Source organism: Salmonella bongori NCTC 12419, from assembly GCF_000252995.1.
GTDB lineage: Bacteria > Pseudomonadota > Gammaproteobacteria > Enterobacterales > Enterobacteriaceae > Salmonella > Salmonella bongori.
In genome coordinates this window covers 3,279,090-3,291,490 of sequence record NC_015761.1, presented here as the reverse complement: position 1 = coordinate 3,291,490, position 12,401 = coordinate 3,279,090, and the positions used below count along the sequence as shown (strand labels likewise).

13 protein-coding genes are annotated in these 12,401 nt (G+C 50.7%); all 13 read right to left on the bottom strand.

Going from position 1 to position 12,401, the window contains the following annotated elements:
* Positions 1–2,091 (bottom strand): putative bifunctional diguanylate cyclase/phosphodiesterase, encoded by a 2,091-nt coding sequence (locus SBG_RS15575; protein WP_001145347.1) that lies wholly within the window; start codon positions 2,089–2,091, stop codon positions 1–3.
* 147 nt (positions 2,092–2,238) lie between these two features.
* A complete protein-coding gene (locus SBG_RS15570; protein WP_000620012.1) occupies positions 2,239–2,403 on the bottom strand; it encodes a DUF2556 family protein in 165 nt (54 codons plus the stop codon).
* 82 nt (positions 2,404–2,485) lie between these two features.
* Positions 2,486–3,370 carry an adenine-specific DNA-methyltransferase gene (gene yhdJ, locus SBG_RS15565; protein ID WP_000642606.1) on the bottom strand — a complete coding sequence of 295 codons (885 nt, stop codon included), beginning with the start codon at positions 3,368–3,370 and terminating at the stop codon, positions 2,486–2,488.
* 85 nt (positions 3,371–3,455) lie between these two features.
* Positions 3,456–3,752 carry a DNA-binding transcriptional regulator Fis gene (fis, locus tag SBG_RS15560; protein WP_000462905.1) on the bottom strand — a complete coding sequence of 99 codons (297 nt, stop codon included), beginning with the start codon at positions 3,750–3,752 and terminating at the stop codon, positions 3,456–3,458.
* Between the two features lie 25 nt (positions 3,753–3,777).
* Positions 3,778–4,743 carry a tRNA dihydrouridine synthase DusB gene (gene dusB / locus SBG_RS15555; RefSeq protein WP_001219659.1) on the bottom strand — a complete coding sequence of 322 codons (966 nt, stop codon included), beginning with the start codon at positions 4,741–4,743 and terminating at the stop codon, positions 3,778–3,780.
* A 312-nt stretch (positions 4,744–5,055) separates the two neighbouring features.
* Positions 5,056–5,748 (bottom strand): carbonic anhydrase family protein, encoded by a 693-nt coding sequence (locus tag SBG_RS15550; RefSeq protein WP_000842298.1) that lies wholly within the window; start codon positions 5,746–5,748, stop codon positions 5,056–5,058.
* 137 nt (positions 5,749–5,885) lie between these two features.
* Positions 5,886–6,767, bottom strand: coding sequence for a 50S ribosomal protein L11 methyltransferase (gene prmA / locus SBG_RS15545; RefSeq protein WP_001145852.1), 882 nt, complete (start codon positions 6,765–6,767; stop codon positions 5,886–5,888).
* Between the two features lie 11 nt (positions 6,768–6,778).
* On the bottom strand, positions 6,779–8,230 hold the full coding sequence (panF, locus tag SBG_RS15540; protein ID WP_001175687.1) for a sodium/pantothenate symporter: 1,452 nt from the start codon (positions 8,228–8,230) through the stop codon (positions 6,779–6,781).
* Positions 8,220–8,462, bottom strand: coding sequence for a YhdT family protein (locus SBG_RS15535; RefSeq protein ID WP_000340022.1), 243 nt, complete (start codon positions 8,460–8,462; stop codon positions 8,220–8,222). The genes panF and SBG_RS15535 overlap by 11 nt, the downstream gene beginning before the upstream one ends.
* A 108-nt stretch (positions 8,463–8,570) precedes the next feature.
* The gene (gene accC / locus SBG_RS15530) at positions 8,571–9,920 is read right to left on the bottom strand and encodes an acetyl-CoA carboxylase biotin carboxylase subunit (protein WP_000884624.1); all 1,350 of its coding nucleotides are present in this window, start codon (positions 9,918–9,920) and stop codon (positions 8,571–8,573) included.
* Between the two features lie 10 nt (positions 9,921–9,930).
* Positions 9,931–10,404, bottom strand: a complete 474-nt coding sequence (gene accB / locus SBG_RS15525; RefSeq protein WP_000354625.1) for an acetyl-CoA carboxylase biotin carboxyl carrier protein — start codon at positions 10,402–10,404, stop codon at positions 9,931–9,933.
* Positions 10,405–10,796: 392 nt separating this feature from the next.
* Positions 10,797–11,396 (bottom strand): protein-methionine-sulfoxide reductase heme-binding subunit MsrQ, encoded by a 600-nt coding sequence (gene msrQ / locus SBG_RS15520; protein WP_001240056.1) that lies wholly within the window; start codon positions 11,394–11,396, stop codon positions 10,797–10,799.
* Entirely contained in the window at positions 11,397–12,401 is a 1,005-nt protein-coding gene (gene msrP, locus SBG_RS15515) for a protein-methionine-sulfoxide reductase catalytic subunit MsrP (RefSeq protein WP_000736238.1), read from the bottom strand.

The window sequence follows — 12,401 nt, the reverse complement described above, 5'->3', positions numbered from 1 at the left end:
TTATTTCTGGGTGTCATGATGTATTGGCCTGATAAATGAATTGGTGGGATCGCGGGAGATTTCTTCTGCCGTGCGCGGTTTACCTGGCAGGAACCCCTGAAGCGTATGACATCCCAACTGTGTCAGAAATTGTTGCTGCGTTTCATTTTCGACGCCTTCAGCCACAATGTGCAGATTTAACGCTTTTGCCAGCGCGACAATAGCCGCGACAATGGTGGCGCCGTCGCCCGCATCGCTAAGCTCATGCACGAACGCACGATCAATTTTTAGCTCGCACGCCGGAAGACGTTTCAGATAGAGCAGACTGGAGTAGCCAGTACCAAAGTCATCAATAGAGGCTTTAACTCCCATTTCTGTTAACCTGGTGAGTATAGCGACACTTTGCTCCGGTTTATTCATCGCCGTTGTTTCAGTGATCTCCAATGTCAGTAAATGGGGCCGGATACAGTGTCGGGCCAGGCTTTGTGTAATCGTGTCTATAAGTCCCGGCTGCTCAAATTGTAAAGCGGACAAGTTTACCGCGACCGACCATGAGGTATGGCCCTGTAAATGCCACTCATGGAGCTGGCGGCACGCTTCGTCTATCACCCAGTTGCCGATAGAGACGATCAACCCCGTTTTTTCCGCCAGCGAAAGAAACTGGTCAGGATTCAGTACGCCTTGTTTTGGATGATGCCAGCGCAATAATGCCTCAAAGCCCACAATGGTACCGTCCAGGGCCTGAACTTTAGGCTGATACACTAGTCTGAGTTCCCGTCTTTCCAGCGCCAGCCACAGATCGTTCATCAGCTGAAGCTGGGTTTGCGCCAGCATATTCATTGATGGCTGAAAGAAATGGTATCCGTTACGCCCCGTATGTTTCGTGTGGTACATCGCGGCATCAGCATTGAACATCAGCTCCCGTTCGTTTTTTCCGTCCAGCGGATAGAGCGCTATTCCAACGCTGAGGGTCACGGTCAGTTCATACGGGTCTATGGTAAAGGGGGCATCGATCGAATGTACCAGCGCGCTGGCGAGGGAAGCCGCTTCATCAGGTGCGCTGACTTCTGTAAGCAATACAAATTCGTCGCCGCCAATTCGCGCCAGGGTAAATTGGCCGCTCAACAGTTGGTTCAGACGATGCGTTACGGCGACCAGCAGTTTATCGCCGATGTCATGGCCATAAGCGTCATTAACGGTTTTAAAACCATCCAGATCCATAAACAGTAGCGCGAAGGGCGTACCTTCCCGATTCGCCTTACTGATAGCTTGTTCCAGCCGATCCTCAAGAAGTACCCGGTTTGGTAGTCGGGTTAGCGTATCGTGCAGCGCCAACTGTGCCAGTTCCTGATTCGCCTGCGCCAGCGAAGAGGCGAGCAGTGCAGTACGGGCCTGAAGTCGGGCGTCGAATAAAGAAACCAGCAAAGTAATACCCAGGATAGTCAGCGCTACCACGCTGACAAGCATAGCCAGCCAGTTGCCATCGACGCCACGATGCTCTATTGGCCAGCTTTGGGGGAATTGTGCAGCCTTCATGCCAGCGTAATGCATCCCGGCAATCGCTATGCCCATTAATACCGCGGCGCCCGCCCGCCTCAGTGCGACATCGGTCCCCTCATGGCGCAGATGGAACGTGAGCCACAGCGCGGCGCAGGATGCCAGTAGCGCTATGAGGATAGAAAGGGCAACCCATACGCTATCCCAGACGATGATTGAAGCAAATTGCAGTGCCGCCATTCCGGTATAATGCATTGCACTGATGCCCAGTCCCATCACCAGCGCGCCCGGCAGTAAACGGCGCAGGCGTAATTGTTCAGCGCTGACCAGCCATAACGCAAAAAGGGAAGAGCCGATCGCGATAAGCATAGAGAGGCCAGTGAGGAAAGGATCGAAGCGCATATACATGGCATGATCCATCGCCAGCATCCCGACAAAATGCATAGCCCAAATACCGACGCCCATGGCAAAACCGCCGCCTGCTAGCCATACCCTGGCGCTTGATCTGGCGCTTCCGGCAACGCGTCCGGCCATATTTAATGCGGTATAGGACGCAAAAATAGCGACAGCAAATGAAACCGCCACAAGGATGTGGTTGTACTCACTAACCGGCATGTGTCGTTAGCTCATTCAAATTATGCGGGAAAAGAAACGGACGACAGTATCACCCATTCTTTTATCCTCAAAGTCTTTTAATATCCTGATTTTTGAGGGGGAAAAGAAGGGTAGCAGTGCGCAATCTCGATTACATCGTCCGGTTAGCTACTCAAGATCGGTACAATTGATCAATTTGAGGGGATTAACAGAATCCATATTTCTACATTTATCCTGTTCCGTCGCCATTAACTCGATCCACTGCATCAAAAGCGCATCGAAAAGAAAAACGAATACGGCAAAAACAACCAGCCACCAATACTTGCGAATCATCGTTAAATCCTGTGTATCCATGCCCATGCGTGCTGGGAATATACACGAAATTTGGGCACTGAAAAGCGGACTTACAATGCTTTTACTTCACTGAAAATAGCCCGGTTATCAGGGCATTTCGCTGCTTTTTTGACAGGTTTTTGGTTTTTCTCTTTTTGACTTTTGCAAGCTCGTTTTCTGAATAATGCGAAGCGACACTCAATCTTCTGAGGCCGATCTTTACGTACTCACTGTTGATTTCGATCCCCATAAATTTACGTCCTGACGCCGTTGCGACAGCGCCCGTGGTAAAACTACCCGCAAAGGGATCCAGCACCGTATCACCCGGGTTCGAAGAGGCCAGAATGATCCGTTTTAACAGCGCGCTGGGTTTTTGTGTAGGATGATTTTCATATTCATCCATCAGGTAGCGTACGCGTGGAAATGACCATACGTTGCCCGGCACTTTTTTCTGATTGTACGGTTGAGGCGGATTCTTTCGATAATCAATTAACGCGCGCTTGGCGCCTGTAGTGGTCTCGACCAGAATCTCTTCGCGGTTAAAGGTATATGTTTTCGGATCTTTTACCATCATCAGGATCGGTTCATACATGGAACCAAAGTATTTTTTCGCCTGGACGCCTGAACTATCATAGGCCCAGACGATACGGCTTTTGATGGTAAAAAGCGTGCGGCATTTGAGGTCGATATACGGCATATTTTCCGTGCTGTTCATGATGTACATAGTGCCGTGTTTTTTCAGCACGCGGTGGCACTCATCAATACATTCATACAGCCAGGCCAGAAAAGACGCCTCGTCCCACTTTTCCACCATACCGTCGAAATCTTTTCCGATATTGTATGGCGGATCGGCAAAAATTAAGTCAATGCTTTCAGAAGGCAGCTTTTTAAGTTCTGTTAGCGCGTCACCGTGAATGATCTTCTTCGATTCATCGCCAAAGTACTGAGGTTCACATTCCGCTTTCATGACCAAATTCCATGTGGTGCGTATAAAAAAGGCGCTTCCCCATGCCGAGTAGCGCCTTTTTAAACAAGCAGTTAGCTAATCGAAATTAGTTCATGCCGTATTTTTTTAATTTTTTACGCAGCGTACCACGGTTGATGCCCATCATCAGGGCAGCACGGGTCTGGTTACCACGGGTGTATTGCATCACCATGTCCAACAGGGGCTGTTCTACTTCAGCCAGTACCAGCTCATACAGGTCATTAACATCCTGACCGTTCAGTTGAGCAAAATAGTTCTTCAGTGCCTGTTTAACCGAGTCACGCAGGGGTTTTTGGGTTACCTGATCCTGAGAGTTAACGGTAGAAACGGTCAGTACGTCAGAATTTACGCGTTGTTCGAACATAGTTCTGTCAGCTCTTTATTTCTGTTTACGCAAAATTTTCGAAGTATGCCTCCAACGCCTCCAGCTGTTCGCTGGCGTCCTCAATAGCGTTGAATGTGCGCCGAAACTGGTCATTTGGAGCGTGCTCCTGGAGATACCAGGAGACGTGTTTACGTGCAATTCGGTACCCTTTTGCCTGACCATAAAAGTCATGCAGTTCCCGAACATGCGCGCAAAGCAAGCGCTTCACCTCTACCAGCGGCAGCGGCGGGAGCAGCTCCCCAGTGTCCAGATAATGCTGGATTTCCCGAAAGATCCAGGGTCTTCCCTGAGCTGCGCGGCCTATCATCAGGGCATCCGCCCCTGTATAGTCGAGAACAGCTCTGGCTTTATGCGGGTTAGTAATGTCGCCATTCGCGATAATCGGAATGGAAACTTTCTGCTTAACTGCCCGAATACTGTCGTATTCAGCGTCTCCGTTGAACAAACAGGCGCGCGTGCGGCCATGAATGGTCAGAGCCTGAATACCACAATCTTCAGCCAGTTGGGCAATTTCTACGCAGTTACGGTGTTCCGGCGCCCAGCCGGTGCGAATCTTGAGAGTCACGGGAACGTCCACTGCGTTTACGACCTCGGTTAGTATAGACTTTACTAAATCCGGGTACTGCAAGAGGGCTGAACCTGCGAGCTTACGATTCACTTTTTTCGCCGGGCACCCCATATTGATATCAATAATTTGGGCGCCGCTTTCCACGTTAATACGTGCAGCATCAGCCATCTCAACCGGGGAACCGCCGGCAATTTGCACCGTGCGAACGCCTGGCTCATCAATGTGCACCATTCGTAAACGAGATTTGTCGCTTTCCCAAACCTGCGGGTTAGAAGACATCATCTCCGATACCGTCAATCCTGCTCCCATCTCGTAGCACAGCGTCCGAAAAGGTCTGTCAGTGATGCCAGCCATAGGCGCTGCGATCAGGCGATTTCTGAGCTGATATTGTCCGATGCGCATGAGTTAAGAAATGACCATACTGTGACTGCAAGGCGGCGTATATTACGCATTTTTTGCACGAGATGAAAGGCCAAACTTTGAACAATCCACTGTTGTAGATCAATGAATCGTGTTTAAAAACAGCAAAATAAATTTATAATTTAATAAAATCAGTCAGTTATTTAGTGCTGTCGCTTTTGTACGCGCTTACAAATTCCCGTAACTTCTCTCTATTTCTTCAACCGGGAAAGGGATAAACGGGATAATCTGCTTTTTTTATAAGCAGATTATCCCAAATGAATGGGATCTGCGTCTCATTTTAGAACAAGATCGCTATCTTGTTGTGCCGGTCGAAAGGGCCGCTACCGTACTTTCATGGTTATGAACAGTGAGCGTAAATTTTTCCAGTTGTGCTGGAGAGAGCGTTAGGGGATGTTGTAGAACAACCCAGACAGCATTTTCTAAGCAGGAAGGTGAGGATGGTGACCCGTTAAGACGCCAGTATGTTTTGTCCACCGGTAACAGCAGATTGATATCCACTGGCGCAAATAACGTCGCGCGCTTTTCTAATACAGAAGGGATGGATTGCCACAAGCCCTCGAGGGCTTTATTGGGCGCGCCTTCTGTAAACATTACCACGACAACGGCAAGTTCGCCTTTCGAGTTCCGATGCATCAGGTGTAACTCCATGTCGTAGCGTTTTCCATCAATCGTATTTTCAGCCGGGGCATGGAAGTGGAACTCTTCCAGCGTATATAGCTGATCATCCAGACGGAGAGTATTGGCGGTAAAGCTCCTCATGCTTGCCAGAAGAGTTAGACCGTTATTAACTAATTCGGAGGGGCTATCAATATACTGAACTTCCAGCTGCGAGACGTGGGCTTCAGACACAGAGCGGATATCGCCAGGCGGTTGGTTGATATCAGTCTGGCAAAGTTGATGCTCCTCTTCCTGGTCGCCAGCAAATACGGAGATGGGGAGCAAAAAGAACGCGAGTAGCGTTGAGGTACAAAGACGTGATTTCATGCATTCATCCGATGAATTTAATTAGAAAATTTATTATATAAATCAATAAATTAAATAATATTATATCGAAGAGGCTGAAATGCGTTAAGGCGAATTTGGGGGAGAAATGCGTGGTCAGGCGACCACGCAGACAAGAGTTATTTCCTATGGCCAGTAATCCGGCACCACTCTTCTTTCTCGACGACCGGGTCGAGAGTAAAAAGCTCAGCGTAAGCGTCGCAGACGCTTTCAGCCTGGCTGGCAAGGATACCGGAAAGGCCCAGTAGACCGCCTTCAACGGGCAGTACGCTGATTAACGGCGCCAGCTCCCGTAACGGGCCTGCCAGGATGTTAGCAACCACCACGTCGGCTTTCATGGCGTCTGGCTGGTCTTGCGGGAGGTACAGTTCCAGCTTATCAGATACGCCGTTGCGTTCGGCATTATCGCGGCTGGCCTGGATAGCCTGTGGATCGATATCAATACCAATCGCTTTTGCCGCTCCCAGTTTTAATGCGGCAATCGCCAGAATGCCGGAACCGCAGCCAAAGTCGATCACGGTTTTGCCGTTAAGATCGAGCCCATCCAGCCATTGCAGGCATAAAGATGTCGTTGGATGCGTACCCGTACCAAACGCCAGACCCGGATCCAGCATGACGTTCACCGCATTCTCGTCCGGGATATCGCGCCAACTGGGGCAGATCCATAGACGCTCGCCAAAACGCATCGGGTGGAAGTTGTCCATCCATTCGCGTTCCCAGTCTTTATCTTCCAGCTGTTCGATTTTGTGGGCGAATCCGGTACCCAGGAGTGGATGCTGTTGTAGAATAGCGACAACGTCTTTCATGTCGGTTTCAGCGTCAAACAGGCCGATCACGTCCGTATCGCCCCACAGACGGGTTTCGCCCGGCAACGGCTCAAAAACCGGCGTATCGTGCGTGTCCTGAAAGGTGATAGAAACGGCGCCGGCTTCCATCAACGCATCACTCAGTTCTTCAGCATTCGCGCCGGTGGTATTCAGTTTCAATTGGATCCATGGCATGGCAAAACTCTTTATTTATCAGTAGACAATACGGCTTTTTGCGGAGCGGAGGAACCGAATCGGTTTCCGATCAGAAAAGCCAATAAACTTAGCAGTAACGAAGGGACAATCGGATGAAAGCCCAGATACTGAATATTAAATGTGGCAAGCAGGGCATATAGCACGCCGCCGACAATCATGGCGCTTAACGCGCCTACTGCGTTTGCCCGCTCCCAGTAAAGGCCCAATACCAGCGGCCATAAAAACACCGCTTCCAGTCCGCCAAACGCCAGTAGATTTAACCAAATAATCATCTCTGGCGGTTTCCAGGCGGCCAGCAATAACAGAGCGCCTAACAGCAAGGTGATCGCTGCTGACATACGCTTCAGCCGGAGCTCATTTTGCAGCTGCTCGGGGCGCAGATTAAGATAGAGATCTTTAATGATCGTCGCGGAACTTTGCAATAATTGTGCGTTAATTGTCGACATGATCGCTGCCATTGGCGCAGCAAGGAAGATCCCGGCGGCAAACGGCGGCAAGACTTTTACCATCAGGGTGGGGATTACCAGATCCGGTACCGTCAGGTCTGGAAGTACCGCACGGCCCAGCGCACCTGCAAGGTGCATCCCAAACATTAAAATCGCCACGACAATCGTACCAATAATAATACCCCGGTGTACCGCTTTACTGTCTTTATAGGAGATACAGCGTACCGCCGTATGCGGCAGACCAATCACGCCAAAACAGACCAGCACCCAAAAAGAGGCCATAAAGGCAGGAGAAAGTATGTCCTCGGCGCCTTGTGGCGTCACCAGTCTGGGGTCGAGGGTGTGCAATGTTTCAACGGCCTGCCCTAAACCGCCCGCCGCATGGACCACGCCCACCAGCAGCACTATCGTGCCAATCAGCATGACCATGCCCTGCAGCGTATCGTTCAGTACGCTGGCGCGAAAGCCGCCAAACGCGGTGTAGAGGGCAATACTGACACCAAATATCAGCAGACCGGTTTCGTAGGGAATGCCTGCCGCCGTTTCCAGCAGCCGCGCACCGCCGATAAATTGCACGGTCATTGCGCCAATAAACGCCACCAGCAGGCTCAGGCTTGCCAGCCATACCAACAGACGGCTTTGGTAGCGGGCAAAGAGCATATCGTTAAGGGTGACGGCGTTATAACGGCGCGCCAGGATGGCGAATTTTTTACCCAGAATACCCAGGGAAAGCCAGACGGCGGGAAGCTGAATCATCGCCAGCAAGACCCAGCCCAAACCATATTTATAAGCCGCGCCGGGACCGCCGATAAATGAACTGGCGCTGATATAAGTGGCGGTCAGCGTCATTGCGAGCACGAGCCCGCCCATTGAACGGCTGCCGAGAAAATATTCGTTTAAAAAAGTACCGGCAGTACGTTTACGCATGGCGTAAACTGAAACGCCGAACACCACGATCAGATAGGCAACCAGCGGCAGAATGACCTCAAGCTGCATCGTCATCCTCCAGCGGAATATCGCGATAAATAAATTTCACCATCGCCCAGCACAGCAAAATAAATATCAGCGGCGTGAGTAGACAGGCCATTTCGAACCAGTGTGGCAGGCCGGTAATACCCGGCGAGTTTCCTGGTAAGTAAGCAGCCACTAACCATGCCGCCAGATAGAAAAGGGTCAGCCACAGCGCCCAGCGCGCCTCTTTATGGGCCTGAACAAAACGAGCGTCCATTTTTTGTCCCTTGCGGATGAAGAAAGCAGGAATTGTACATGATGGGGCATCGCTACCCCCAGAAATAAAAAAGGCCGGATTAACCGGCCTTTTAAGAGTAATGGGCGATTACTTTTCCTGTAACCCGAGTTTTTTCTCCAGATAGTGGATGTTAGTTCCACCGTGCTGGAAGTGCTCGTCATTCATGATGCGGGTCTGAAGGTCGATATTAGTTTTAATACCGTCGATAATCAGCTCCTGCAGAGCATTTTTCATACGGGCAATCGCCACGTCACGGTTTTCACCGTAGCAGATGAGTTTGCCGATCATGGAATCATAATAAGGCGGTACCGTGTAGCCCGCGTAGATATGTGATTCCCAACGAACGCCAAAGCCGCCAGGCGCATGGAAGCGTGTGATTTTACCCGGGCTTGGCAGGAAGGTGTTCGGATCTTCGGCGTTGATACGGCATTCTACTGCATGGCCGCGAACCACTACTTCTTCCTGCTTAATAGACAGTGGCTGACCGGCAGCGATGCGCAGCTGCTCTTTGATCAAATCAACGCCGGTAATCATTTCTGTTACCGGGTGTTCAACCTGAATACGGGTGTTCATTTCGATGAAATAGAACTCGCCGTTTTCGAACAGGAATTCGAACGTGCCTGCGCCACGATAGCCGATGTCCACACACGCTTTCGCGCAGCGTTCGCCGATGTAGCGACGCAGTTCCGGCGTAATACCCGGTGCTGGCGCTTCTTCAACGACTTTCTGGTGGCGGCGTTGCATGGAGCAGTCACGTTCCGCCAGATAGATAGCGTTGCCCTGACCGTCAGCCAATACCTGGATCTCGATGTGGCGAGGATTTTCCAGATATTTTTCCATGTACACCATGTCGTTGTTAAAAGCAGCTTTCGCTTCTGCTTTCGTCATGGAGATGGCTTGCGCCAGCTCGGCATCGCTACGAACGACGCGCATACCCCGACCGCCGCCGCCGCCGGACGCTTTGATGATCACCGGATAGCCAATTCGTTTGGCATGAGCACGGTTCGCATTCATATCGTCGCCCAACGGGCCGTCGGAGCCTGGTACTGTCGGCACGCCGGCTTTTTTCATGGCAGTGATCGCGGACACTTTATCGCCCATCAGGCGGATGGTATCCGCTTTTGGGCCGATAAAGATAAAACCGGAGCGTTCAACCTGCTCGGCAAAATTAGCGTTCTCAGAAAGGAAGCCGTAACCCGGATGGATTGCCACCGCGCCGGTGATTTCAGCGGCGCTAATGATAGCCGGGATGTTCAGATAACTTTTTACGGACGGCGCCGGGCCAATACAGACCGTCTCATCCGCCAGCAATACGTGTTTTAAATCGCGATCCGCGCTTGAGTGCACAGCGACGGTCTTAATGCCCAGTTCTTTACAGGCACGAAGAATACGTAGCGCAATCTCGCCGCGGTTGGCGATGACAATTTTATCCAACATGTTCGCCTCGTTACTCGATGACGACCAGTGGCTCGTCAAATTCTACCGGCTGACCACTTTCGACCAGAATCGCTTTCACAGTACCTGCTTTGTCTGCTTCGATTTGGTTCATCATTTTCATGGCTTCAACGATGCACAGGGTATCGCCCACGTTCACTTTCTGGCCCACTTCGATGAACGCTTTCGCGTCCGGGCTGGGGGTGCGGTAGAAAGTACCAACCATTGGGGAGCGTACGATGTGACCACTGATTTCCGCTGCAGCCGCAGGCGCTTCCATTGCTGGAGTGGCCGCTGGCGCGACAGCATTAGACAGAGCGGGTTGCTGCATCATCGGCGCTGCATAAGCCTGCTGCATTACCGGGAAGCCGGCGTTTGCCGTTGTGCGGCTGATGCGAACAGATTCTTCGCCTTCAGAAATTTCCAGTTCGGAGATACCTGATTCTTCAACCAGCTCGATCAGTTTTTTAATCTTACGAATATCCATGAGTGGGTTCCGTACTCTTTGTTTAGTGTGATTGTGACAGGCGTTTTAGCGCCGTCTGTAAAGCATGTAAATGACTGCCGCGGGTAAAATACCGCGCATCTCTGATTTGCCTGTTATGCCGTAGCGCCCGAAGGTGAAATGCATGATTTATCAGTCATTCTGTGGCTATCTTCTGCCATTTTCGGGCAAAAAACAAAATATACCTTCATTGCTCGATTGTCACCCTTTCTGCGAACGAAAATCGCTATTGGGAGATGCAAAGTCGCACATTATATCTATTTCGTTGCAATTGGCAGCTAAATACTGGTCTTATCAGGGAAGATAATCAACCCTTAACATATAAAGGTCATTCTCTGTTTTACGTTTTGCAATGTACTGCACAGTTCAGAAAACTAACGCCGCCACAGGCGAAACTTCCGGTAACGCAACGCTAAAAGGGCTAACGCTAATGTCGCGTAGATGACCGGTTGTGGAGATAAAATCTTGACTGACCACAGGTAATGTATAGGGGTCAGGATGGCGACAAGATAGACGGCGTTGTGCAATGTTTGCCAACGTTTTCCCAGTTTACGCTGTGCAAACTGCGTCGAGGTCAACGCCAGCGCCAATAACACCAGCCAACTGATGATCCCAAGCGTCAAATAAGGACGTAAAATCAGTTCGCTTCCTAACAACGCCAGGTTATGTATCCCCAGCTCCAGCAAAGCGTAACTGGTTAAATGCAGCGTGGCCCAGGTGAAACACCATAGACCCAACAGGCGCCGTGTGCGTATCAATAATGGCTGTTTAGCGTAGCGCGCCAGCGGCGAGACCAACAAGGTGGCGAGTAAAAATTTGAGCGCGGTTCTGCCGGTAAAGTGCTGGATATCCTTTACCGGATCTGCGCTTAGCCCACCCTGATTTATTGCCCAAAAGAGCCAAAGAAGCGGTAAAAAACCGGCAAGATGCAGGCAAACTTTTAACCAGGTTATCTGTTTTGCTGTCAGACGCACTTAAAAATTCTCCCGCAAATTCAGACCGCGATACAGCGAAGCGACCTCATTGGCGTAACCATTAAACAGCAGTGTCGGCTGTCTTTGTACGTCGAGGATACCACCCGAGCCAATAAAACGTTCCGTGGCCTGTGACCAGCGAGGATGATCCACATGCGGGTTTACGTTGGCGTAAAAACCATATTCATTCGGAGCCGAGAGATTCCAGGTCGTTGGGGGACGTTCGCGGGTCAGCTTTATGCTGACAATAGATTTGATACCTTTAAAACCATACTTCCACGGAACGATGAGGCGAATGGGCGCGCCATTTTGCGGCGGTAATGCCTTGCCATATACGCCGACGGTCATCAGGGTAAGTGGATGCATAGCTTCATCCAGACGCAACCCCTCAACATAAGGATATTTCAGTCCGCCACCAATAAAGCGATCTTTTTGTCCAGGCATGTCATCCGGCGCGTAAAGTGTTTCGAACGCCACATACTTAGCCTGGCTGGTGGGCTGTGCCTGCGCGAGCAGCTTATATAAAGGGAAGCCAATCCACGGAACGACCATAGACCATGCTTCGACGCAGCGCATCCGGTAAATACGTTCTTCTAACGGGAAACGATGTGTAAGATCGTCGTAATCCAGAGTGACGGGGTTCGCGACTTCACCGCTGATTTTCAACGTCCAAGGTTCGATTTTCAGACTACCGGCATTGGCCGCCGGGTCGGCTTTATCGAGACCAAACTCATAAAAGTTATTGTAGCCGGTCACTTTGTCTTCTGGCGTTAACGCTAAATGGCTTTGCCAGGCGGCAGGTTGGCTGAACTCAAGCGGTTTACCGGCTGGCGCTTTCGGACGATCGTTGCCTTTAAACCAACTTAACAGATCAGCCTGCGCCATTGGGGGGAGAGATAATGCGGCCGCGCTGATGCCTAACGCTTTCAGTACTTGTCGACGCTGCATAAAAAAAGCCGATTCTGCAGTCACATCGGCTTCTGTTAATGGGCGTAATTTTTTCAT